The sequence below is a fragment of the Streptomyces sp. NBC_00316 genome (assembly GCF_036158715.1).
GTDB lineage: Bacteria > Actinomycetota > Actinomycetes > Streptomycetales > Streptomycetaceae > Streptomyces.
The window spans coordinates 5,397,927-5,421,575 of sequence record NZ_CP108023.1 but is presented as its reverse complement, the minus strand read 5'-3'; the positions used below and the strand labels follow the sequence as shown (position 1 = coordinate 5,421,575).

The 23,649-nt window shown below is 71.0% G+C and carries 23 protein-coding genes; 10 read left to right on the top strand and 13 right to left on the bottom strand.

Going from position 1 to position 23,649, the window contains the following annotated elements:
* Nucleotides 1–428 precede the first annotated feature (428 nt).
* Nucleotides 429–1,919: an oligopeptide:H+ symporter gene (locus tag OG878_RS24190; protein WP_328888711.1), complete on the top strand. Its 1,491-nt coding sequence runs from the start codon at nt 429–431 to the stop codon at nt 1,917–1,919.
* A gap of 106 nt (nt 1,920–2,025) precedes the next feature.
* On the opposite strand, the gene OG878_RS24185 is transcribed toward OG878_RS24190, so the two are convergent.
* From OG878_RS24185 to OG878_RS24160, 6 genes are all read right to left on the bottom strand, one after another.
* Nucleotides 2,026–3,378, bottom strand: a complete 1,353-nt coding sequence (locus OG878_RS24185) for a hypothetical protein (RefSeq protein ID WP_328891367.1) — start codon at nt 3,376–3,378, stop codon at nt 2,026–2,028.
* A gap of 14 nt (nt 3,379–3,392) precedes the next feature.
* The gene (locus OG878_RS24180) at nt 3,393–4,499 is read right to left on the bottom strand and encodes a hypothetical protein (protein WP_443049267.1); all 1,107 of its coding nucleotides are present in this window, start codon (nt 4,497–4,499) and stop codon (nt 3,393–3,395) included.
* Between the two features lie 65 nt (nt 4,500–4,564).
* Nucleotides 4,565–5,545, bottom strand: coding sequence for a WxL protein peptidoglycan domain-containing protein (locus OG878_RS24175; RefSeq protein WP_443049157.1), 981 nt, complete (start codon nt 5,543–5,545; stop codon nt 4,565–4,567).
* Nucleotides 5,546–5,603: 58 nt separating this feature from the next.
* Nucleotides 5,604–6,266, bottom strand: a complete 663-nt coding sequence (locus OG878_RS24170) for a peptidase (protein ID WP_328888710.1) — start codon at nt 6,264–6,266, stop codon at nt 5,604–5,606.
* A gap of 188 nt (nt 6,267–6,454) precedes the next feature.
* Nucleotides 6,455–6,958, bottom strand: coding sequence for an ATP-binding protein (locus OG878_RS24165; RefSeq protein WP_328888709.1), 504 nt, complete (start codon nt 6,956–6,958; stop codon nt 6,455–6,457).
* Between the two features lie 209 nt (nt 6,959–7,167).
* On the bottom strand, nt 7,168–7,536 hold the full coding sequence (locus OG878_RS24160) for an STAS domain-containing protein (RefSeq protein ID WP_277326551.1): 369 nt from the start codon (nt 7,534–7,536) through the stop codon (nt 7,168–7,170).
* Nucleotides 7,537–7,842: 306 nt separating this feature from the next.
* Here OG878_RS24160 and OG878_RS24155 point away from each other — a divergent pair, with 306 nt between their 5' ends.
* On the top strand, nt 7,843–8,799 hold the full coding sequence (locus OG878_RS24155; protein ID WP_328891364.1) for an RNA polymerase sigma factor SigF: 957 nt from the start codon (nt 7,843–7,845) through the stop codon (nt 8,797–8,799).
* A gap of 101 nt (nt 8,800–8,900) precedes the next feature.
* Here OG878_RS24155 and hutI read toward each other — a convergent pair whose 3' ends face one another.
* The 4 genes from hutI to hutU form a co-directional block, all read right to left on the bottom strand.
* Nucleotides 8,901–10,073 (bottom strand): imidazolonepropionase, encoded by a 1,173-nt coding sequence (gene hutI / locus OG878_RS24150; RefSeq protein ID WP_328888708.1) that lies wholly within the window; start codon nt 10,071–10,073, stop codon nt 8,901–8,903.
* Between the two features lie 32 nt (nt 10,074–10,105).
* Nucleotides 10,106–11,494 (bottom strand): formimidoylglutamate deiminase, encoded by a 1,389-nt coding sequence (locus tag OG878_RS24145; protein WP_443049156.1) that lies wholly within the window; start codon nt 11,492–11,494, stop codon nt 10,106–10,108.
* Nucleotides 11,485–12,705 (bottom strand): allantoate amidohydrolase, encoded by a 1,221-nt coding sequence (locus tag OG878_RS24140; RefSeq protein ID WP_328888707.1) that lies wholly within the window; start codon nt 12,703–12,705, stop codon nt 11,485–11,487. Before OG878_RS24140 ends, OG878_RS24145 begins: the two co-directional genes overlap by 10 nt.
* Before the next feature lie 74 nt (nt 12,706–12,779).
* The gene (gene hutU, locus OG878_RS24135; protein ID WP_328888706.1) at nt 12,780–14,441 is read right to left on the bottom strand and encodes a urocanate hydratase; all 1,662 of its coding nucleotides are present in this window, start codon (nt 14,439–14,441) and stop codon (nt 12,780–12,782) included.
* 266 nt (nt 14,442–14,707) lie between these two features.
* Here hutU and OG878_RS24130 point away from each other — a divergent pair, with 266 nt between their 5' ends.
* From OG878_RS24130 to OG878_RS24115, 4 genes are all read left to right on the top strand, one after another.
* Nucleotides 14,708–15,136, top strand: coding sequence for a hypothetical protein (locus OG878_RS24130; protein WP_328888705.1), 429 nt, complete (start codon nt 14,708–14,710; stop codon nt 15,134–15,136).
* An 86-nt stretch (nt 15,137–15,222) separates the two neighbouring features.
* Complete coding sequence (locus OG878_RS24125; protein WP_328891362.1) at nt 15,223–15,966, top strand: helix-turn-helix domain-containing protein; 744 nt, start codon at nt 15,223–15,225, stop codon at nt 15,964–15,966.
* Nucleotides 15,967–16,004: 38 nt separating this feature from the next.
* On the top strand, nt 16,005–16,472 hold the full coding sequence (locus OG878_RS24120; protein WP_328888704.1) for a roadblock/LC7 domain-containing protein: 468 nt from the start codon (nt 16,005–16,007) through the stop codon (nt 16,470–16,472).
* A gap of 78 nt (nt 16,473–16,550) precedes the next feature.
* Entirely contained in the window at nt 16,551–16,925 is a 375-nt protein-coding gene (locus OG878_RS24115) for a hypothetical protein (RefSeq protein WP_328888703.1), read from the top strand.
* A gap of 16 nt (nt 16,926–16,941) precedes the next feature.
* On the opposite strand, the gene OG878_RS24110 is transcribed toward OG878_RS24115, so the two are convergent.
* The 3 genes from OG878_RS24110 to OG878_RS24100 form a co-directional block, all read right to left on the bottom strand.
* Entirely contained in the window at nt 16,942–17,505 is a 564-nt protein-coding gene (locus OG878_RS24110) for a hypothetical protein (protein ID WP_328888702.1), read from the bottom strand.
* Between the two features lie 143 nt (nt 17,506–17,648).
* Entirely contained in the window at nt 17,649–18,506 is an 858-nt protein-coding gene (locus tag OG878_RS24105; RefSeq protein WP_328888701.1) for a MurR/RpiR family transcriptional regulator, read from the bottom strand.
* Nucleotides 18,503–20,095 (bottom strand): aromatic amino acid ammonia-lyase, encoded by a 1,593-nt coding sequence (locus OG878_RS24100; protein ID WP_328891361.1) that lies wholly within the window; start codon nt 20,093–20,095, stop codon nt 18,503–18,505. The genes OG878_RS24105 and OG878_RS24100 overlap by 4 nt, the downstream gene beginning before the upstream one ends.
* Nucleotides 20,096–20,236: 141 nt before the next feature.
* Between OG878_RS24100 and OG878_RS24095 the strand changes: the two genes are divergently transcribed.
* From OG878_RS24095 to OG878_RS24080, 4 genes are read left to right on the top strand one after another with little or no spacing between them, the layout of a single operon-like run.
* Nucleotides 20,237–21,367, top strand: a complete 1,131-nt coding sequence (locus tag OG878_RS24095) for an ABC transporter ATP-binding protein (RefSeq protein WP_328888700.1) — start codon at nt 20,237–20,239, stop codon at nt 21,365–21,367.
* Nucleotides 21,364–22,008 (top strand): ABC transporter permease, encoded by a 645-nt coding sequence (locus OG878_RS24090; RefSeq protein WP_328888699.1) that lies wholly within the window; start codon nt 21,364–21,366, stop codon nt 22,006–22,008. Before OG878_RS24095 ends, OG878_RS24090 begins: the two co-directional genes overlap by 4 nt.
* Nucleotides 22,009–22,011: 3 nt before the next feature.
* Nucleotides 22,012–22,674: an ABC transporter permease gene (locus OG878_RS24085; protein WP_328888698.1), complete on the top strand. Its 663-nt coding sequence runs from the start codon at nt 22,012–22,014 to the stop codon at nt 22,672–22,674.
* A gap of 12 nt (nt 22,675–22,686) precedes the next feature.
* Nucleotides 22,687–23,643 (top strand): ABC transporter substrate-binding protein, encoded by a 957-nt coding sequence (locus OG878_RS24080; protein WP_328888697.1) that lies wholly within the window; start codon nt 22,687–22,689, stop codon nt 23,641–23,643.
* Nucleotides 23,644–23,649 lie beyond the last annotated feature (6 nt).

Here is a 23,649-nt window from a genome sequence, read left to right as displayed (position 1 = left end):
AGCGACACGGAACGAGGCAGGCCTTGGAATGTGTGAGTCTGGTTGCACCGATCCCTGTGATCCATGTCTCAAGTCCTTCCATATCCGGCAGTGTGGTGTCGTATGGTGGCTCAACGCCTGTTGCACTACTCAAGGACCTTTGAGCAGCTTTGAGCGCCGAAGGTCTCTTTGGTATGCGGGCCGACACCCGTCGGCCTTGACGCAGTGAATGACCTGTGGCCGGGCCCGGAGCGCAAAGAAGTGCCCCGGGCGTGGATCCCGATGCGGTCCGTCCCCCGACTCCGGCATCGACTCCGTACGCGTACGGAGACCGGAGCGAATCCCTCTCGGGCGTGAGGGGTGGGGCGCAGCCGTATCGGTGCCGGCCTCCCCCCACCGGGCGCGTCACCCTCACAGGGCGTCGCGTCCCGAGCAAGCAAGGATCGACCATGGCGTCCAGCCTGACGAAGGACTCAGCCAGCACGTCTGGCTCCGAGAAGACCTTCTTCGGCCACCCCCGCGGCCTGGCCACTCTCTTCATGACCGAGATGTGGGAGCGCTTCAGCTACTACGGCATGAGGGCCCTGCTCCCCCTCTACCTGATCGCCCCCAACGGGCTTCACATGAACCCGGCCACGGCCACGGCGATCTACTCGGTCTACGTGTCGCTGGTGTACCTGCTCGCCATGCCCGGTGGCTGGTTCGGCGACCGCGTCTGGGGTCCCCGCAAGACGGTCGCCGTCGCCGGTGTGGTCATCATGATCGGCCACCTGGCGCTGGCGCTGCCCGCACAGGGCACGTTCTTCGCCGGTCTCGGCCTGGTGGCCATCGGCTCCGGTCTGCTGAAGTCCAACATCTCGACGATGGTCGGCCAGCTCTACGACGGCCCGGACGACGCACGCCGTGACGGTGGCTTCACGATCTTCTACATGGGCATCAACGTCGGTGCCTTCGCCGCGCCGCTGGTCATCGGCACCGTCGGTGAGAACGTGAACTGGCACCTGGGCTTCGCGCTCGCCGCGGCCGGCATGGCGCTGGGTCTCGTCCAGTTCCTGCTGGGCACCCGCCACCTGAACGAGCGCAGCCTCGTCGTTCCGAAGCCGCTGTCCGCCGCCGAGCGTGCGAGCACGCTGCGCAAGGGCATGATCTGGATGGCCATAGCCGCGGTCTTCTACATCATCACGGTCGTCACCGGCGTCTACACGCTCAACTGGATCCTCGTCCCGATCACCGTCGCAGGCCTGGTCATTCCGGTGCTGGTCCTGGCGCGCATCAAGCGCGACAAGGAGCTCAGCGCCTCCGAGCAGTCGAAGATGTCCGGCTACATCTGGTTCTTCGTCGCCGCCGCCATCTTCTGGATGATCTACGACCAGGGTGGTTCGACGCTCGCGATCTTCGCCGACTCCTCGGCCGACAACACCGTCTTCGGCTGGGAGTTCCCGGTCTCCTGGTACCAGTCGGTCAACCCGGTCCTGATCATGGCGCTGGCCCCGGTCTTCGCCGCCTTCTGGCTGGCGATGAACCGCCGTGGCAAGGAGCCGAGCACGATCGTGAAGTTCAGCTCCGGTCTGGTGCTGGTCGGTGCGTCGTTCTTCCTCTTCCTTGCGCCGCTGATGATCGCCACGGACGGCCACAAGGCCGCCGCGATGTGGCTGGTCGCGATCTACTTCGTCCAGACGGTCGCCGAGCTCACGCTGTCCCCGGTGGGTCTCTCCGTCACCACGAAGATGGCTCCGGCCAAGTACGCCAGCCAGATGATGGGTGTCTGGTTCCTGGCCGTCACCGCCGGTGACTGCACGACGGGTCTGCTCTCCATCGCGGGTATCGACCTCAACGGCACCGGTGTGGTCGCTCTGCAGGCCGCCCTCGCGGTGGCTGCGGGTGTCGCGATCTTCATGTACCGCAACAAGGTCAAGCAGCTCATGGGCGACGTGCGCTGACGCACTGATCGCTGATGCGCTGATGCGCTGACCGCTCGTACGAAGGGCCGTCGTACCGGTTGACCGGTACGACGGCCCTTCGCGTTGCCCCGGTACGGAGCTCAGCTCACCTGGTGCCGCGCAGCCGGCGCCAGGGGGTGAACGTGAACACGGCGCCGCCGAGCAGGATCGCCGTACCGGCGACCAGGCCGAGCGCGCGCAGGGTGCCGTTGTCCTCGGCACCGGTGGCAGCCAGCCCGCCACCGGAGTCCGTACCGCCGGCGCTCGCCGCGCCGCCCGTGGCCGCTCCGCCGGCCGCCCCGCCGGCCGCCCCGCCGGGCTGGGACGCGGTGTCCAGTTCCAGGGAGACCGCGACGTCGGCGGGCGGGGTGCACGTCGTCGTCGTACCGAGCGCCATCACGGTCAGCACGCCCGGGCTGAGGGTGGACCTGCCGCTCGCACCCGGCTTGTACGTTCCCGTGAGATCGGGGATCTCGATCGGATCGCCGGACTTGATGGGCTCCTTGTTGGTGGGGCCCTCAACATGGACCGTGCCCTTGTCGGCTCCGCCGAGCTTGACCTCCATGGAGGGCTTCACCGAGTCGGCCGGGATGTCGGCAGGGCTGTCCATGACCGACTTGCTGAACTTCACCGTGAGGTCGAAGCCGCCGCCGTTCTTCTTCGCGTCGATCTTCACCGGAGAGGTGGCGTTCTTGTCGCCGATCGGCGTCTTGCAGGCGTACGCGACGGACACCTCCTTGCCTTCGAAGTCCGTCTGACCGCCGTTGCCGCCACCGCTGGATCCGGTGGTGGTGCCTCCGGAGTCCGTGCCCCCGTTGTCCGTACCGCCGGCGCTCGCGCCTCCGCTGTCCGTACCACCGGCCGTCGTGCCGCCTGCGGTCGTGGTGCCACCCGCAGCCGTGGTGCCGCCTGCGGTCGTCGTTCCGCCGCCACCGTCCGTGACCTTGATCGTCGCGCCCGGCTGGACGGTCTCCTTCGGGGAGCACTTGGTGTCGGTGGAGATCGGCTTGGAGACGTTGATGTTGTACGCGTCCGGCGTCAGCGTGATCTCGCCGGCCTTCTCCAGCTTCAGCATGCCCTTCATGTCGGGCAGCACCATGGGGCTGTTCTTGGGGATCGGCGGGTTCTGCCGCGGCCCTTCCATCGGCAGGTCGCCACCGGCCGCGCCGCCCACCTTGATCGTGCCGGTCGGCTTGACCGTGTCCTTCTCCAGGTCGAGGACGTCGGGGTTGCTGGAGGCGGCCTCGACCGTCTTCCACACCACCTCGACGGTGTCCCCGACCTTCGCCTCGGCGGGCGCGGTCAGCTGCACCTTGGTGGTGCCCTGCACGGGCGGAAGCCCTGAGATGGACGGCGGTATGCACTCCGTCCTGTACGAGACGTCGGCGGCCTGGGCCGGGCTCGCGGCCAGCAGGATTCCCGCGCCGCCGAGCATCAGCGCGACTCCGGCCGCGCTCATCCTCCGTTGGGTGCTCACGAATGTCCCTTCGTCGTGGGTCTGTTCTCTGACGGTGCGGATTCCGGTGTGAACCACGGCAGCGCGGCCGTGCCCGCAGCAGGCCCGGTGCGTCCTGACGGGGACGCCGTCGCTGAATTCACGGGGACGGTGTCCGGTGCCCGGCGCAGCTTCGGAAGTTTCGCGGTCATCTCGCTGAGCTGCGGGTGGCGATGGCGTCCGGGCCGGGCCGAGGCGTACGGCGTGCGGGGCCGGACCTTGTCGACGACCGCCATGCCGATCCGGAACACGGCGGCCGGCACGACAACGCAGAGCAGGACCCAGAAGAGGGTGACGCCCCAGGGGCGGCCCACCCCCCACGGCTGTTCGGCCAGCACCTTCGTCCCGTACCGCAGGGAGATCCGGTAGTCGCCGTGCGCGCCCGCCGCCAGCTCGACCGGGAGTTCGATCTGCGCCTTGCGGCCGGGCGCCACGGTGCCGCGCCACTGCTGTTCCTCCCACTGCGGCGCGAAGACCCCGTGGGCCGTGCCGACCTCGAAGACCGGGTCCTTGACGGGTGCCGAGCCGAGATTGCCGACGGTGAACACGAGCTTCCGGGCGGGTGGGGCACCGAACCAGGTGAGGATCCCGCTGTCGCCGTCCAGCCGGGTGGCGGCGAGCACCGCGAGCTTCCCGCTGTCGGTCTGCTTGGGCAGTGGGGCGACCGGGTGGCCCGCGACGACGAACACGACGTCGGCGAGGGCCTGTTCCCCGGTGACCGTCGCGACATGCACCACGCACGGGCACGGTTCGGGCGGCTCGGCGACCGGCATCTTCTTGCCGAAGGCGCCCTTGGCGTCGGTGGTGACGGCGCGTCCGTCGGCGTTGGAGCAGGAGTTGGTGCCGCCGATGACGCCCCTGCCCGGTGCGGACTGCCCGCAGATCAGCATCATCAGCAGGGCGTGGGGCCGCCAGCCGCTGCCCTTGACGGTGATCTCACCGCCCTTGCCCGCCTGCTGTTGCGACAGGGTGACCGTGGGCCGGCCGTCCGCCGCGCGGGCACCTGCTGCGGGCAGGAACAGCAGCGCGGGCAGCAGGGCGGCGAGCAGCGCGGCGGTCCGGCGGAGGCTGCCGGGCGGAAGGATTGCCGCTCCGGTCCGTCGCCGCGCGGAGCCGGTCGTCCGCCGTTCCGCGGCTCCGGTGTGTCGTCTCACGTGTCCGCTCCCGCCTGCACCAAGTGCCTTTCTTCCGACGTGGGTTGCGATCGCGGGCTCGCGTCGCCCGGCGGCCGCCGCTGTCTGTGCCGGTACCCGTACGCACCGAGGACGGTCGCGGCGAGGACCAGCAGTGCGCCGCCGGTGACCGGCACCCAGGGGACCAGGACCGCTGAGGCCGCCGCCTCGCTGTGCGCGCCGCCCTCGGCGGTGACCCGCAGCCGGACGGTGACGGAGTCGAGTGCGGGGACGTCCCGCCACGGTTCGGTGAGCTTCACCCGCTGTCCGGGCAGCAGTTCCACCGGCAGGGTCCGGGCCTCGCGCCGCAGCAGCGTGCCGAACACCCCGTCCGCGCCGACGGCGAGGCGCGGGGCGAGGGCGGTGTTGCCGCGGTTGACGAGGGTGTAGTGGATGGTCCGGCCGGACACGGTGACGTCCTCGACGGTGAGCGCGGCCAGGGTCGGCCCGCCGACCCGCAGATGGACGCGGACGCCGACCGAACGGCCGGCGCTCTCGGCGACGATCGCGCCGGGGTGGTCGCCGGGCGCCGCCGTCGTCGGCACGGTGACGGAGAACGGCACGTCGGCACGGGTACGGGCGGGCACGGTCACCGTGTCCGCCGCGAGCCGCAGCCAGGCACCGGTTCCGGTGGAGTTCTCTGATCCACGTAGCGCGAAGTCGCCGTCCTCGGCGTTGTACGCGTCGGCTCCGCGCAGCCGTACGGTGACCGGGGTACGGCCCGGGTTGGTGACGGCGAGCCGGTCCTGCAGGACGGTGCCGGGCGCGCCCTCCAGGTAGAAGTACGGTCTGCCGTCGTCCTTGCCGGTCCCGGTCCCGGCGCCGCCCGCGGCGGGCCGGGCCGTCCAGTCCGCGGCGCTGCCGGTCCGTTCGGCGGCACCGGCCGCCGGGGTCATGACGAACGCACACAGCAGAAGGGCGAGGGCGGCTCGGGCGGCGTGACCGGTCAACGACGTCATGGGCAGGGCTCCCTGGTGCGTACGTGCGGGACGCGGATGCGGCGGGGACGGTTCGGGCTCAGCCCGTGGCCCGCTGCCCGCGCCGGGTCAGCCACAGCACTCCGGCCGCACCGGTCAGCAGCACCGTGCCGCCGAGCATCCCGAGCGCCGTCGCGGAGTCGAGCGGACCGGTCTTCGGCAGTTGGCCGCCGTCCGATGTGCTCTGTACGCCGCCCGCCGCCGTCACATCGAGCTCCAGCGACGGCTTGGGGCTGTTGCCCGGGGTGCAGGTGGTGGTCGTGCCGAGCGCCTTGATGGTGAGCACCCCGGCGGTGAAAGTCACCTTGCCGCTCTTCTTCGGGGTGTACGTACCCGTCAAGTCACTGATTTTGATGGGGGTGTTGGCCGGGACGGCCGCGGCGTTCGCCGGTCCCGAGACCCGGACCTGGCCCGATTCGGCGCCGCCCAGCAGGATCACCGCACTGGGGTTCATGGCGCCCTTGCCCAGTTCGACGGGGCTGGACGAGACACCCTTCTGGAAGGACATCGTGAGCGTGTAGCCGCTGCCGCTCCTGACGCCCTTGATATCGATGGGCGACACGGCGCTCTTGTCGCCGATCGGGGTCTTGCACTTGTAGTCGACGTCCACGACCGTGGCGTGTGCGGCGGGCGCGGCCAGCAGCACCCACGAGCCGGCCAGCGCGGACGCCAGCGCGAGAGCTGTTCGCTTCGGGTACGACACCTCGAGTTCCCCTCATGCCGGTAGTCGCCGCACGACGCATCACATCGACGCAAGTTACTGACGACACATCAGATCGGGCGCTCAAGGTACGCCTGGGGCCTTGTGGAGGGAAGACAAAGAGCGCGCCGATCGGGCGCGCTCCTGCGGGATGCGAAGTCAGGTTGTACGGAGTCGGGGCCGGGCCCTGACTACGCGGGGGCGGCCAGCTCCGCCCAGACCGTCTTGCCCGGTTCGCCCGGCACGCGCAGGACCCCCCAGTCCAGGCAGAGCCGTTGCACGATGAACATGCCGTGCCCGCCGGGCCGGCCCGCGCGGTGCGGGGTGCGCGGGGCGGGCTGTCCGGCACCGCCGTCGAGAACCTCCACCCGCAGCACCTTGGAGGTGCAGGCGATGCGCAGCTCCTCGGGCCCTTCCGCGTGCAGGCAGGCGTTGGTGACCAGTTCGGAGACGACCAGGAGGACGTCCTCGGCGGCCGCGCGGCGGTCGGCGGTCGACGCGGGCAGCCAGCCCCACTCGTGGAGGGCCTGGCGGGCGAAATCACGGGCCGTCGGCACGATGCCGCTGACCTGTCGCAGCGGCAGCGTGCGCCACTGCCGCTCGACCGGCTCGCCGGAGGGTACGCCGACGCCGTCGCCCGCCCCCTCCGGCTCGCGGCCGAGGTCGCCCGGCGGATGCTGCCGGGTGGTGCTCATCAGCGCTTCACCTCACCGATTCACCATGTCGCCATTGAACAGATACACATACAGATGCGGGCACCGACCGGATACGAAGCCCGTGGGACGCCCGGCACCGGCCGGGTTCTCTTCTGCCCGGCCGAATCGTGACAACACCCACTTCGCCTGCGCGGTTCGCGTGACTCGGGCAACACGCCGGCCGCCCGGTGTCATGACACACGCCACGGTCAGGCGTCCAGAGCCTCTTCCAGGGAGTCGTGGACGGTGAAGACCGCCTCGGCCCCGGTGATCTCGAAGACCCTCGCCACCACCGGCAGCATTCCGGCCAAATGGACCCCTCCCCCGGCCGCCTCCGCCTTGAGACGGGCACCGAGCAGCACATTGAGCCCGGTGGAATCACAGAACTCGAGTCGCGAACAGTCGACCACCAGGCGCACACGCCCTTGCTCGACCGCGCTCTCCAGGGGCTCACGGAGCAGATCGGCGGTGTGGTGATCCAGCTCACCCACCGGCGTCACGACCTCACTGCGCCCCTCGGTCCGGGTCTCGACCTGAAGTCGGCCCCGGTTCGCACTGCCGACCGTCCGGCGGTCCATGCCTGTCCCTCTTCACCGTTCGTCACTGCCTGCGTCACCGCACGCCTCACTGACTGTCACTGCACATGCGGTTGCGTGTGCAGCTGTCGCTGACGTTCGTAAAACAGTACGCGTTCCGTACGCCACGCGGTAGCCAAAGACCCCAATAAACCGGACATTTACTCTCAATTAGTGGTTGTAACTCGCCGTCGGAACCGGGTAAGGGTAGGAGGACACCCGAAACACGGCCGGCTTTGGAGGCGCCGCTTCACCGCAGGAACACGTATGGGCATCGGCAGCCATATGCCGAGAACGATGGAGGAGACCATGTCACCCCGGCTCGACGAACCGCGTACCCACGACGCGACGTCGGCATGTCCTCAGGGACTGACCGAATCAGACTCCCCTGCCACGGCCGCCGTCCCGGGCCAGCGCAGCAGCACACGCACCACCAGCAGGGCCGGAAGCACCGGCGAAGGACTGCAGGGACTTCCCGAGATCCCGCCGTATTCCGAAGTGGGTCCGCTGGACGCCAGAGCGCTGTCGAAGACGCTCTTCGCCCGGCTCGAGTCCCTCGAAGAGGGCACCCACGAGTACGCGTACGTACGCAACACGCTCGTCGAACTGAACCTGGCACTGGTCAAGTTCGCCGCCTCCCGGTTCCGCTCACGCAGCGAACCGATGGAGGACATCGTCCAGGTCGGCACGATCGGCCTGATCAAGGCGATCGACCGGTTCGAGCTCAGCAGGGGCGTCGAGTTCCCCACGTTCGCGATGCCGACCATCATCGGCGAGATCAAGCGGTTCTTCCGCGACACCAGTTGGTCCGTGCGCGTCCCGCGCCGACTGCAGGAGTTGCGGCTCGACCTGGCCAAGGCGGGCGACGAACTCGCCCAGCGGCTCGACCGGGCGCCCACGGTGAGCGAACTCGCCGAGCGCCTCGGACTCACCGACGACGAGGTCGTCGAAGGCATGGCGGCGAGCAACGCCTACACCGCGAGCTCGCTCGACGCCAAGCCGGAGGCGGACGACGCCGAGGGCGCGCTGGCCGACCGGATCGGCTACGAGGACCACGGACTCGAAGGCATCGAGTACGTCGAGTCCCTGAAGCCGCTGATCGCCTCGCTGCCCGCCCGCGACCGGAAGATCCTCTCGCTCCGCTTCGTCGCCAATATGACGCAGTCGGAGATCGGTGAGGAACTCGGCATCTCCCAGATGCACGTCTCGCGGCTGCTCTCCCGGACACTGAACAGGCTCAGGAAGGGCCTGACGCTGGAGGAGTGACGCCCCGGCACGTTCCGCGCGGCCCCGCACGACCTCGTACGGAAGGACCTGACCCGGCAACGGGCAGGTCCTTCCGCATGACTGACGTGCCGTCCGCGCGGTCAGAGCATGCGCTCGCCGCGCTGCCAGATGGCCTGCACCAGCGGGACCCCCGGCCGGTAGGCGAGGTGGACATGGCTGGGGGCATCGAGGAGAGCCAGGTCGGCGCGGGCGCCGGGGGTGATCCGGCCGATGTCCGTGCGGCGCAGGGCCGCGGCGCCGCCCGCGGTGGCGGACCAGACGGCCTCATCCGGGGTCATGCCCATGTCGCGGACGGCGAGCGCGACGCAGAAGGGCATGGATGAGGTGAACGACGAGCCCGGGTTGCAGTCCGTCGAGAGCGCGACGGTGGCGCCCGCGTCGAGGAGGCGGCGGGCGTCGGGCCAGTTCGCGCGGGTAGAGAACTCGGCGCCGGGGAGAAGCGTGGCGACGGTGTTGCCCTGGGCCAGGGCGTCGACGTCCGCATCGGTGAGGTGCGTGCAGTGGTCGGCGGAGGCGGCGTCCAGCTCGACGGCGAGCTGGACACCGGGGCCGTAGGTCAGCTGGTTGGCGTGGACCCGGGGGTGCAGCCCCTTGGCCATGCCGGCGGTGAGGATCGCGCGGGCCTGGTCACCGTCGAAAGCGCCCTTCTCGCAGAACACGTCGACCCAACGGGCGTACGGGGCGCAGGCGTCGAGCATCGGTCCGGTGACCAGGTCGACGTATCCGGCGGGATCGTCCGCGTAGTCGGGGGACACGACGTGGGCGCCGAGGTAGGTGACCTCGTCGGTGTGCCGGGCGGCGATACGCAGGGCGCGGGCCTCGTCCTCGACGGTGAGCCCGTAACCGGACTTGGTCTCGAACGTGGTGGTGCCCTGGCGGAGCGCCTCGCCGAGATAGCGGGCGATGTTGGCGGAGAGCTCGTCGTCGGTGGCCGCGCGGGTGGCGGCGACCGTGGTCCTGATGCCGCCCGCGGTGTAGGGGCGGCCCGACATCCGGGCGTTGAACTCCTGGGTGCGGTCGCCCGCGAAGAGGAGGTGGGAGTGGGAGTCGACGAACCCCGGAATCACTGCGCGGCCGCCCGCGTCGACGGCGTTGTCGGTGGCGGGTGCTCTGCTCGACTCACCGGTCCAGACGATGCGGTCGCCCTCGATGACGACGGCCGCGTCCAGGATCAGGCCCAGGGGGGAATTGTCACCGAGGGAAGGGTCGTTGGTGACCAGACTGGCGATGTTGGTGAGGGCGGTCGTCGTCATCGGGGGGCTGCTCTCCTTGCGGTGGTCCGGCGTCAGCCGTGCAGGGCTGAGATGGCCGAGGCGAGTGCTGCGGGGACGTCCTCGACGAGCGCGTGCTGCCCGTCGCGGACGATGTGCCGGCCTGCCACGACCGTATGACGCACATCAGCGGCGGAGGCGGCGAATACGGCTGCTTCCGCTGCCAGTCGGGGCGCCGGTCCCGCTGTCCTGACGGAGTCCAGGGCGACGGTGGTGAAGTCGGCGAGGGCGCCCGGTTCGAGGGCGCCGGCGTCCGGGCGGCCGAGTGCGGCGTGTCCGTCTGCGGTGGCTGCGCGCAGCAGCGCGGCTGCCGTCCAGTGGCCGCGGGTCCGGGTGCGCAGGCGCTCGTTGAGCTCCATCGCGCGGGCCTCTTCGAAGAGGTCGATCACGGCGTGGCTGTCGCTGCCGAGGGAGAGCGGCGAGCCCGCGCGCTGGAGGGCGACGGCGGGGCCGATCCCGTCGGCGAGATCGCGTTCGGTGGTGGGGCACATGCAGGTACCGGTGGCCGAGGCGCCGAGCAGTGCGATGTCCGCATCGCTGAGGTGCGTGTTGTGGACGCCGGTGGTGCGCGGGCCGAGGACCCCGTGGTCGGCGAGCAGCCGGGTGGGGGAACAGCCGTGGGCGGCCTGGCAGGCCTCGTTCTCCGCGACCTGTTCGGACAGGTGGACGTGGAGGGGCGCCTGACGTTCCTCGGCCCATGCGGCCACGGTGGCGAGCTGCCCGGCGGGCACGGCGCGTACGGAGTGGACGGCCGCGCCGATCAGGGCGTGGTCGCTGCCCTTGAGGAGGGAGGCGCGTTCGGCCCAGGCCTCGGCGGTGGTGTCGGAGAACCGCAGCTGGTGCTGGTCGGGCTGCTGGTACTGCCCGGCGCCCTGCCCGAACCCGGCGGCGAGATAGGCGGTGTCCAGCAGGGTGATCCGGATCCCGGCCGCGTCGGCGGCGGCGATCAGGGCCTCGCCCATCGCGTTCGGGTCGTTGTACGGGGCTCCGCCCGGCGCGTGGTGCAGATAGTGGAACTCGCCGACCGAGGTGATGCCGGCCAGCGCCATCTCGGCGTACACGGCGCGGGCGAGGTCGTAGTACGACTCGGGGGTGAGGCGGGCCGAGACCTGGTACATCAGCTCGCGCCAGGTCCAGAAGGTGCCGGAACCGACCTGGACCGTGGAGCGAAGGGCGCGGTGGAAGGCGTGCGAGTGGGCGTTGGCGAGACCGGGGAGGGTGAGCCCGCGCAGCACGGTGGCACCCGGAGGCGGGGCGTCGACGCCGGTACGGACCCCGGTGATCCGCCCGTCGGCGACGTCCAGGGTGACGCCCGGCTCGACATGGGTGCCGAGCCAGGCGTGGGACAGCCAGAACGTCACGGTGTCGTGCATCTGCCCCGTCGCTGTCGTTGTCAGCTGCACGCGAGACCTTCCAGTACATCGGCGAGTGCGATCACCCCGGCCGCGCAGTCGTCCTCGGCGGCGTATTCGGCCGGCGAGTGCGAGATCCCGGTGGGGTTCCGTACGAACAGCATGGCGGTAGGCACCGAAGCGGACAAAATACCCGCATCGTGCCCGGCTCCGGTGCCGAGGACGGGCACGGCGCGGCCCGCGTCGCCGCCGTTGTCGCCGCTGCCCGCAAGGATCTTGCCCAGCTCGTCGCGCAGGGCGTGCTGGAACTCCACGACGGGCGTGAAGGACTCCCGTACGACGTCGAGATCGATGCCCGCACGCTCGGCGTGCTCCCGGGCGGCCCGCTCGATGCCGGTGACGACGGCGTCGAGAGTGTCCTGGTCGGCGGCGCGCGAGTCGAGCCAGCCACGGACGAGGGAGGGGATGGCGTTGACCCCGTTCGGCTCGACGGCGATCTTGCCGAAGGTGGCCAGAGCCCCGGTGAGCTGTGCCTCGCGGCGGGCGGCCAGCACGGTCTCGGCGTACGTGAGCATCGGGTCGCGCCGGTCGACGAGCCGGGTGGTACCCGCGTGGTTGGCCTCGCCCCGGAAGTCGAACCGCCAGCGGCCGTGCGGCCAGATGGCGGAGGCGATGCCCACCGGGTCGCCGGTGAGGTCGAGGGAGCGCCCCTGTTCGACATGGAGCTCGACGAACGCACCGATACGGGCCAGGCGTTCGGGGTCCGGGCCGATGGCGTCGGGGTCGTAGCCGGCCGCCTCCATCGCCTGCGGCAGCGTGATGCCATCACCGTCGCGGAGCTGGTGCGCCTTCTCGACGGTCAGCTGCCCGGCGGCGAGCCGGGAACCGACGCAGGCGAGCCCGAACCGGGCCCCCTCCTCGTCACCGAAGTTGGTGATGGCGAACGGCCGGGTGAACTCCGCTCCCCTGCGACGGAGTTCATCGAACGCGGCGAAGGAGGAGACCACGCCGAGCGGACCGTCGAAGGCGCCGCCGTCGGGCACGGAGTCGAGATGCGACCCGGTGACGACGGCGTCGTCACCGAGCGGATCCCCGAGCCAGGCCCACTGGTTCCCGTTCCGGTCGGCCTCGTACACGAGCCCACGGGCCTCGGCCTGCGCCCGGAACCAGTCGCGGCAGTCATGGTCGGCAGCGGTCCAGGCATACCGCCGGTAGCCACCGCTCCCGGCGTGCCGCCCGAGGGGAGCGAGCTCCTTCCACATGGTGTGGAAGGACGCCTGCGGACGATCGTTCGCAGCGGAACGATCGGGTGCGACGGAACCCGTACCCGGCACCGTCACTGCCCGCCCTCGGTCATCGGCACCCGCACGCCCTTGTCCGCGGCGACGGACTCCGCGATGTCGTACCCCGCGTCGACGTGCCGGATGACGCCCATGCCCGGGTCGTTCGTCAGCACCCGGCGGATCTTCTCGCCGGCCAGCTTCGTGCCGTCGGCCACGGTCACCTGCCCCGCGTGGATGGAGCGGCCCATCCCGACGCCGCCACCGTGGTGGATGGAGACCCAGGAAGCGCCGGACGCGACGTTGACCATGGCGTTCAGCAGCGGCCAGTCCGCGATCGCGTCGGACCCGTCGAGCATCGCCTCGGTCTCGCGGTACGGGGACGCCACCGAACCGCAGTCGAGGTGGTCGCGGCCGATCGCCAGCGGCGCGGCCAGCTCACCGCTCGCCACCATGTCGTTGAACCGCTCACCGGCGCGGTCCCGCTCGCCGTAGCCGAGCCAGCAGATCCGGGCGGGCAGTCCCTGGAAGTGCACGCGTTCGCCGGCCATCTTGATCCACCGGTGCAGCGACTCGTTCTCGGGGAAGAGTTCGAGCATCGCCTTGTCGGTCTTGTGGATGTCCGACGCCTCACCGGACAGCGCGGCCCAGCGGAACGGGCCCTTGCCCTCGCAGAACAGCGGCCGGATGTACGCGGGGACGAACCCGGGGAAGTCGAACGCCCGGTCGTAGCCCGCGAGCTGGGCCTCGCCGCGGATCGAGTTGCCGTAGTCGAAGACCTCGGCCCCGGCGTCCATGAAGCCGACCATCGCCTCGACGTGCTTGGCCATCGCCTCGCGCGCCCGCTGGGTGAAGTCGGCGGGCTTCTCGGCGGCGTACGAGGCCATGTCGTCGAAGTCGACGCCGATCGGCAGGTACGCGAGCGGGTCGTGCGCGCTGGTCTGGTCGGTGACGATGTCGATCGGGGCGCCCTCGGCGAGCATCCGGGGCAGCAGCTCCGCGGCGTTGCCGAGCAGCCCGATGGAGAGCGGCTTGCGCGCGTCGCGCGCTTCGACGGCGAGCTGGAGCGCGTGCTCCAGGGAGTCGGCGCGCACGTCCAGGTAGCGGTGCTCGATGCGGCGCTCGATGGCGCGCGGGTCGCAGTCGATGCAGATCGCGACGCCGTCGTTCATGGTCACGGCGAGCGGCTGGGCGCCGCCCATGCCGCCGAGTCCGGCGGTCAGGGTGATCGTGCCGGCCAGCGTCCCGTTGAACTTCTTCGCGGCGACGGCGGCGAACGTCTCGTACGTGCCCTGCAGGATGCCCTGCGTGCCGATGTAGATCCACGACCCGGCGGTCATCTGCCCGTACATGGTGAGTCCGAGCGCCTCCAGGCGGCGGAACTCCTCCCAGTTCGCCCAGTCGCCCACCAGGTTGGAGTTGGCGATCAGGACGCGCGGCGCCCACTCGTGGGTCTGCATGACACCGACCGGCCGCCCGGACTGGACGAGCATCGTCTCGTCCTGCTTGAGCGTCTGCAGCGTGCGCACCATCGCGTCGTACGAACGCCAGTCGCGGGCCGCCTTGCCCGTGCCGCCGTAGACGACGAGCTTGTCCGGGTGCTCGGCGACCTCGGGGTCGAGGTTGTTCTGGAGCATGCGCAGGGCGGCTTCCTGCTGCCATCCCAGGGCGCTCAGTTCCGTACCGCGCGGTGCCCGTACGGGGCGGGGTCCTGACATGGCAATGCCTCCTCGCGACTGTGATGCTTCTATTCACATCCTGTCGCCCTGAATACTTGTAGTCAACAGGCGCGCCCGAAAGACCTGCCCCGGAGACGGCGAGCGGCATCGAACACGGACAGAACGCGACAGGGGCGACAACGGGTCCGACCGATTCCGACCACCTTCCGCATGTACCAATGGAAAATGCCAGAACGCCCACCTGGGGCGAGCACGTTGCGTAGCCTCGGAGTCACAGCCGCACGTCCGGTCGGGAGGGAGCCCGCGTGCCCGGAATCGACGAGTGCCTGCTCGAAGTCATGAGGCTGCCCGGTGCCCGAGGCGCCGCGGTGGTCGACTGGACGAGCGGTCTCGCCCTAGGCACCATCGGCGACTCGCCCAACGGCGACCACGAGGCTACCGCCGCCGAGACGGCCGAGGTCGCGCGCATGGCGGCGGAGCAGCCCGCGTTCGCCCCCTCCGTCCCGGAAACCTCAACAGGCCCGGGAGAGAGCCCTGTTGCGGAGAAGAGTACGGCGCCACCGGTGGAGGACGTCATCGTCACCACCCACGCCGGCTACCACATCCTCCGATTCGTCGAGACGGCCTTCGACAGCAGTGTCTTCCTGCACCTGTGGCTCGACCGCTCCGACGGCAACCTGGCGCTCGCCCGGATCCGGCTGAGCGAGATGGCGGAGCGGCTGGTCCTGGCATGAGCACCACCGCGCCCGAAAGAACACTTCCCGACAGAACCCCTTCCGAGAGAGCCTCCCCTGTGAGAGCAGCTTCCGCCCTCTCCCCCATGCTCCAGCGCCTCGCCGCCGAGCGTGCCACCGGCGCCCTGATGCGCGACCGCGGCACGCTCTACCTCGCCGACGGCCAGGTCGTGCACGCCGAGAGCCCTGCGACGCCTGGCATCGACATTCTGCTCACCACGAGCGGCACCGTGCACCGCGACGGCTGGTGGGACGCCGTCGCCCAGGCGGGTACCCGCCAGCGGGTCGGCCGCTACCTCGTGGACAGCGGACGGATACCCGGCGGCGCCCTGGAGCTCTGCCACTTAGGGGCGTTGTACGACGCCGCCTTCTTCGCCCTCGCCCCCTCCCGGACCCCGGCCCGGTTCCGTTACGGGGTCTCGCACTGGATCGGTCCCGTGCACCCCGTCCCCGTCGATGCCGTGCAGCGCGAGACGCTCCGGCGCCGGGAATTGCTGGACCGGATCTGGCCCCATGCGACGACCGACACCGCCCCGCTCGTCCGGGCGGCCCACCCCGTCGACGTCCCCGTCCCGTCTCGGCGGCGCCGCGTGCTCGACCTGGTGGACGGAGTGCGTACGGCCTCCGACATCGCACAGCACCTGGGCCGCTCGGCATTCCACATCCTCGTCGACCTGCGGCGGCTCACCGCGGCCGGACTGGTCGAAGCGGTCCGGCAGACGGCGGCCCCGTCCGCCACCGCGCCCGGCCGGATCACGCTTCCCGAGGTCACGGCCGATCCCGACGTCGCCCTGCTGCGCCGGCTCAGAGACGCATTGGAGGCCCTGTGATTCGCGCGCTCAGACAGCGTGCCGGGAGGAGACAACTGATGGTTCCCGAGGCCGAGGTCCAGGACGTCCTGGCCGAACTCCAGCGGCTGCGCGCCCGGGTGCCGCTCCTCGCGGGCGCGCTGACGGCCAGCACCGACGGACTCGTCCTGGCCCAGGACACCCCGGGCGTGGAGGCGGAGGGCATCGCCGCACTGACCGCGGCCGCGCTCGGAGTCGCGCTCCGGATGACGGAGGCGACCGGCCGGGGCGGCTTCCGCGAACTGCTCGTACGAGGAGAGACCGGCTACGTCGCCACGTATGCGGCGGGCTCGTCCGCCGTCCTCACGCTCCTGGCCGAGGACCGGATCAATGTCGGCCGGCTCCACCTGGAAGGCCGCCGGACGAGCACCCGGATCGGCGAACTGGTCGATGCCGCACTGCAACGCACCGCGCAGCCCGCGCCCGCACCGCACGCGCCGCGCCCACGCACCCCGCCGCCCGGCGGCCCCCTCCCGCACCGCACGTAACACCAGCCCTGTCCGCACCAGGGGCGCCAGATAACGGAGCCGGTCACCTCGGCCGGCAAGGAAAGGAAACGAGCACTCATGGCCAACACCGAAACGTCACTCAAGGAAGCAATGACGTCCATCGAGGGCACCCTCGGTGTCGCTCTCGTCGACTACACCAGCGGCATGGCCCTGGGCACCCTCGGCGGCGGCAAGGACTTCAACCTGGACGTCGCGGCCGCGGGCAACACCGATGTCGTACGCGCAAAACTCCGCACCATGGAACACCTCGGCATCAAGGACGAGATCGAGGACATCCTGATCACGCTCAGCGGCCAGTACCACCTGATCCGGCTGCTCAAGGCGCGCGGCACCAACGGGCTCTTCCTCTACCTGGTGCTGGACTCCGGCCGCGCCAACCTGGCGATGGCCCGCCACCAGCTGAAGCGCATCGAGGCCGAGCTGGAGGTCTGACCCCGGCAGGACGCCCTCAGCGGCGCCGCGCCCCACCGGGCGCGGCGTCGCCCGCCACCGGTCCGGTCGTCCGGTACGCCGCGACCTGCCTGCCCGCGGGCCGTCCCTTCGCCACCCAGTCGGTCCGCACCCAGTACAGGACGTCGTCCTTGCGCTCGCGCTGCCCGATCCGGACCGCCTTGAGCCAGAGCCCGGCCCCCGCGCCCGCGAGCATCAGCCCACCGGCCCCGGGCAGCAGGAACCCGCAGGCGACTGCCACGAGAAACCCCCCCAGCAGCCACCACCGGTGCCCGCGCCGCCAGTTGCGTACGGTCACGGCCCGGTCCTGGAGGAAGTCGGTCCGCCCGGCCCGGGTGGCGGCCCCGGCCAGTGCCGCGTACCGCCGGCCCCGTACGAGCGCCACCACGGCCGCGGTGACCAGAAAGAGCGCTGCTCCGGCGAGCAGCCCGATCCGCCGGCCGGTGAGCCCCGGGACGAGCACACCGACGGCGGCGGCCAGCAGCCCCGGCCACCACAGCGGTGCGGCTCCCGCCCGTACGATCACGGCCACCCTCGCCAGCGACTGCGCTCCGCGCCCCACGTCCGTACCCCTCTCGACAGAGATCGGTGCTGTGTTCCGTGGGCGCAGATTAATGACTGATTCTGAGCAATGTCTGAGCAATGCCTGAGAATCGGCAGCCGGTTCGCCACCGTCGGCTCACACCTTCGCCAGCAGCCCCGTGCTCACTCGGCGAACAGCCCGCGCGCCGCCGCCCGCGCGTCGAACTCCTCCAGCCGCGCCTGGGCGTCGGGCAGGTCGTCGCACATCGCCTCCAGCAGCACTCGCCCGAGCAGCATCGGCGCACACGCCGTGTCGAAGGCGAGCCCGGTGCCGACGGCCGCCGGAATCAGCAGATCGCTGTGTCCGGCCACCGGGGCGAACGCCGAGTCGGCGACCGACACCACGGTCAGCCCCTGTTCCTGGGCGTACGCGAGCGCTTCCACGACCTCCTTCGGGTGGCGCGGCAGGGCGAAGCAGAGCAGCGCGCTCGCCCCCGCCCGCCGCGCGGCGTCGATGCGGTCGCGCAGCATGCTGCCGCCCTCGTCGAGCACGCGGACGTCCGGGTGGACCTTGGCGGCGAAGTAGCCGAACCCACGGGCCTGCGAGGAGGCGGCCCGCAGCCCGAGCACGGGCAGCGGCCGTGACGCGGCGAGCAGGCGTCCCGCCCGCTCGACGGGTGTCGGGTCGGCGAGCAGTTCGGCGAGGTGCTGCAGGTTCTCGATCTCGGCGCGGACGGCCTGCTGGTACTCGTTGTACGTGTCGTCGGTGGTGGCCGACGCGGCCGCCTCACCGGCTCCGGGCGCCACCTCGCGCAGATGCCTGCGCAGCGCCGGATACCCGTCGAACCCGAGCGCGACGGCGAACCGGGTGACCGACGGCTGGCTGACCCCGGCCAGCTCGGCGAGTTCCACGCTCGACAGGAACGGCACGTCAGCGGCCTTGCGCACCATGGAGTGCGCGATACGCCGCTGGGTGGGCGTGAGCCGGTGCCCCTCGAAGAGCTGCTGCAACCGCGCCGCCGGGCTGCTCCCGCTGCTCATGCTGTCCCCCTTGTGCCGGCGGGTCCGGTGTCCCGGCCCGTTCCGGTGAGTCCGGTGTTCCACAGGTCCGTGCAGCGGTCGAGCAGTTCCCCGGCCGCAGCCTTCACATCATCGGTGAGCGGCCGGTCGGCGAGGTCCGCGTCGAGCAGCGAATCGGCCAGCGCGAACGCCCGCCCGACCGGGAGCTCAGGATCGGGCCGAAGGTCGCGCAGGCGCAACGCCCTTACGGCGGAGACGAGTTCGCAGGCGACAACCTGCCGGTAGGCGCTGCAGGCGCGCAGCGTCTGACGGGCGGCCAGCGATGCGAAGCTGGCTTGCTCCTCGACGCCCCGGGAGAGCACGGCGTGCCCCAGCGAGGCAGGAGCGGAGAACGCCCGCAGATCACCGAGGGCGGCCCCGGCCGCGTACTCCAGGATCATCACGCCCGAGGAGGCGGGTTCGCCGTCCGCGAGGAACGGCCTCAGCCGGGTGAAGGACGGCTCGTTGAGCGCCGACAGCCGGGAGGTGGAGAGCCGGGCGACCTGGGTGACCGCAAGCCGGAAATGGTCGAGGGCCAGAGCGAGTTGGGCCATGTAGAAGCCGCCGTGGTGATAGGCGGCGGGGCTGTCGTTGAGACCGGCGTCCGGGCAGATCAGAGGGTTCTCGGCGGCGGCGTTGATCTCGACGGCGAGGACGCGTTCCAGCGCGTCCGCGGCGTCCTGCGCGGGGCCGTGGATCTGCGGCAGGCAGCGGAAGCCGTACGGGTCCTGGATCCGGCCGAGCGGCGGCCCCGGGCGGTCGGGGGCGCCGATCAGCTCTCGCATCCGGGCCGCGACCTGGTACGAGCCGGGGTGCGGTCGGGCGGCGTGCACCGGTTCGGCGTACGCCTCGTGCGAACCGTCGACCGCGAGCAGCGAGAGCGCGGCAACCGCTTCGGTGGCGGTGACGAGCCGGCGCAGCTCGTCGAGCGCGAGGGCGGCCTGGCCGAGAGTGAGGGCGTTGCTGCTGATCAGGGCGAGGGCGTCGTTGTTGTCGAGCGCCTGGGGCTCGGGGGCGGCGCCGGGCCCCTGCCAGGGGTGCTCCCCGACGAGCGCGAGGCCGACCTGGGCGAGGGCGGCGATGTCACCGGTGCCGACCGAGCCGAACTCGTTGACCACCGGGTGCGCGCCGGCCTCCAGCGCCTCGCAGAGCGCGGTGACGACGGTGGGCCGCAGCCCGGCGCCGCCCGCGAGCAGCTGGTTGGCGCGCACGGCGAGCATGGCGCGGACCTCGCGGGCGGGCAGCGGGTCACCGATGGCCCCGGCGTGGCTGCGCAGCAGGCGCAGCCCGTGACCGGCGGCGGCCTCGGTGGGCACGCCCTCGTTGCGATTGGCGCCGACGCCGGTGGAACGCCCGTACACCCGCCCGGTCGCGGCAAGCTCCCGGGCGGCGGCCCAGGACCGGTCGACACGCTTCATCGCCTCGATGCCGGGCACGGGCCGGGCGGTGCCGCGGGCGATCCGGACGACGTCGGCGACGGGGAGGGTCTCGCCGTCGAGCTCGACGACGGAGACGGCATGGTCCGCGGCCCAGCCGCCGAAGGGCGAGGAGTCCATCATGTGGGACGACATCATGCGCGAACCCTCCTCATTCAGACATTGCATCTCGCGGTTCGGGCTTCCGTAACCAGTGTTTTACCCCGAGGCATTGACAACCTATTCAGTTGGCAAGAACTCTGCATGACTATATGCAGCCGGGGCAAGGGACGACTGATGATCAAATTCGACGCAGTGAACAAGCGATTCCCGAACGGCACCACCGCAGTCCATGAGCTCAGCCTCACCATGCCGGAGGGCGGCATCACCGTCCTGGTCGGCTCCTCCGGCTGCGGCAAGACGACCACCCTCCGGATGATCAACCGCATGGTCGACCCGACCTCCGGAACGATCACACTCGGCGGCAGGAACATCCTCGAGGCGGACGCCGCCGAGCTCCGCCGGGGCATCGGTTACGTCATCCAGCAGGCCGGGCTCTTCCCGCACCGCACGATCCTGGACAACATCGCCACGGTCCCGCTGCTGCTCGGCCACGGCCGTAAGCGCGCCCGGGCCCGCGCGGCCGAGCTGCTGGAGACCGTCGGACTGCCCGCCGAGGCCGCCAAGCGCTACCCGCACCAGCTCTCCGGCGGCCAGCAGCAGCGCGTCGGAGTCGCCCGGGCCCTCGCCGCCGACCCGCCGGTGCTCCTGATGGACGAGCCGTTCGGCGCGGTCGACCCCGTCGTACGGACCCAGCTCCAGGACGAGCTGCTCCGACTCCAGCAGGAGCTGAACAAGACCATCGTCTTCGTCACCCATGACATCGACGAGGCCGTACGGCTCGGCGACCGGATCGCCGTCTTCCGCACCGGCGGCCATCTGGTGCAGTGCGCACCTCCCGCCGAACTCCTGGCCCGCCCGGCCGACGACTTCGTCGCCGACTTCCTCGGCGCCGAACGCGGCCTGAAACTGCTCTCGCTGAGCACGCTCGCGGACCTTCCCCGGCAGGCGGCGACGACGGTACGGGCCGACGAGACCGCCCCCGCCGGGCGTACCGACTGGCAGCTGGTCGTCTCGGCCGAGGGCGCACCCCTCGGCTGGCTCGACCCGGCCGCCACGCCGCGGGGCCGGGCGGGCGACGCCTCGCTCCTGCCCGTACGGCCGCTGCGCGACACGGACTCGCTGCTCTCCGCGCTGAACGAGTCGGTCGCCTCGCCGGCCGGCCTGATCGCCCGGGTCGACGACACGGGCGCACTGACCGGGGTCACCGCACGTGAGGCCGTCCACGTCCGGGCGGGCGACGCCCACACCGCAGCGGTCGCAGCCCCCCGGCCGGCGGCGGCCCCGGCAGGAAAGGGCAGCGCATGACCATCGACTGGTCGTGGATCTCCGACCACGCGAGCGACCTCGCCACCCTCACCGTCTCCCACCTCCAGGCCGCCCTGACCGCCGTACTCCTCGGTCTGCTGATCTCGGTCCCGCTGGCCGTCCTGGCCCACCGGGTGCGCCCCCTGCGCGGCTTCCTCCTCGGCCTGTCGAACATCCTCTTCACGATCCCGTCCATCGCGGTCTTCGTCCTTCTCCTGCCGGTGTCCGGACTGACCCGCACCACCACAGTGATCGGCCTGACCGTCTACACACTGGTCGTGCTCCTCCGCAACACCGTCGAGGGCCTGGACTCCGTCCCGGCGCGTACCAGGGAAGCCGCCAAGGCGATGGGCACCCGCCCGCTGCGCATCCTGCTCACCGTCGAACTCCCCCTCGCCCTCCCCGTGATCATGGCGGGCGTACGGATCGCCACGGTCATGTCGATCTCACTGGTCAGCGTGGCCACGTACATCGGCGACGGCGGCCTCGGCCAGCTCTTCACCGACGGGTTCCAGCGCAACTTCCCGACCCCGGTGGTCGTCGGCATCGCCCTGACCCTGCTGCTCGCGCTGGTCGCGGACGCGGCGCTGGTGGCCGTGCAGTACGTGCTCACCCCCTGGAAGCGGAAGCAGAGGGCCTGACCGATGTACGAACTCTTCGCGAACCTCGGCACCTGGCTGACCGGCGCCGAGCAGTGGCAGGGCCCGGACGGCATCGCGCACCGGCTTGCCGAGCACCTCCAGTACTCACTCCTCGCCACCCTGATCGCGACGGCGATCGCTCTCCCGATCGGCCTGCTCATCGGCCACACGGGGCGCGGCGCATTCCTGGCCATCAACCTCTCGTCGTTCGGCCGGGCGCTCCCCACGGTCGGTCTGGTGGTGCTGGTCTTCCTGGCCAGCGGTCTGTCGATGACCCCGGTGTACGTGGCTCTGGTCGCCCTCGCCGTCCCGTCGATCGTCACCAACACCTACGCCGGGATGACGGCCGTCGACCCGGAGGTGAAGGACGCGGCCCGCGGCCAGGGCATGCGCGGCCACCAGATCCTGTGGCAGGTGGAGCTCCCCCTCGCCCTCCCCCTGATCATGACCGGCCTGCGCCTCGCCCTGATCCAGGTCGTCGCCACCGCCACGGTCGCCGCGTACGTCAGCTTCGGCGGTCTCGGCCGGTACGTCTTCGACGGCCTGGCCCAGCGCGACCTGGTCCAGGTCCTGGGCGGCGCCGTCCTGGTGGCGGTCGTGGCCGTCGTCCTGGACCTGGCCCTGTCCGGACTGCAGCGCATCCTCTTCCGCCACCGCACCGCCTGAGGAGACCTCCCCATGACCCGCACGTCCCACAGCACCACCCGCCGTTCCCTGCTCGGCGGCCTCCTCGCCGCGGCCGCCGTCCCCGCCCTCGCTGCCTGCAGCAGCGGCATCACCTCGCTCGACGGCCAGGGGAACGTCGGCGGTGGCGGCGGCTCCAGCGCCGGCGGCCTCACCATCGGCACGGCCAACTTCACCGAGAACCAGGTGCTCGGCCACCTGTACGCCGAGACCCTGCGGGCAGCCGGAGTGAAGACGACGGTGCGCGCCAACCTGGGCACCCGCGAGATCCTCATCCCCGCCCTCGAGGGCGGGGACATCGACCTGCTCCCCGAATACCAGGGCGCCCTGCTGCACTATCTCGACCCGAAGGCGAAGGCCACCGAGGAGGGCGAGATGCAGAACGCCCTGGCCATCGCCCTCCCCAAGGGCCTCCAGATCCTCCCGTACGGCATGGCCGAGGACTCGGACGCCTTCGTCGTCACCCCCGCGACCGCCGAGAAGTACGGCCTCACCTCCCTCGCCGACCTGGCGAAGCAGAACGGAAAGCTCGTCATCGGCGCGGCCCCCGAGGTGAAGAAGCGGACGGTCGGGGCGGTCGGCCTGAAGGACGTGTACGGAGTCGAGTTCAAGGAGTTCAAGTCGCTGGACTCCTCCGGCCCGCTGGTCAAGGGCGCCCTGAAGAAGGGCGACGTCGACGTCGCCAACCTCTTCACCACCGACACGGACATCGCCGCCGAGGGCTGGGTGGTCCTCACCGACCCCAAGAACCTGATCCCCGGCCAGCACGTGGTCCCCCTGATCGCGGACCGCGCGGCGGACTCCACGGTCCGCAGGGCACTGGCCCGCCTCGGCGCCACGCTCACCACGAAGGACCTCACGGAGCTCAACCGCCTGGTGGACAAGGACAAGAAGGACCCGGAGGACGTGGCGCACGACTGGGCCGCGGCGCACGGCCTGACCAAGAAGTAAGAGCAG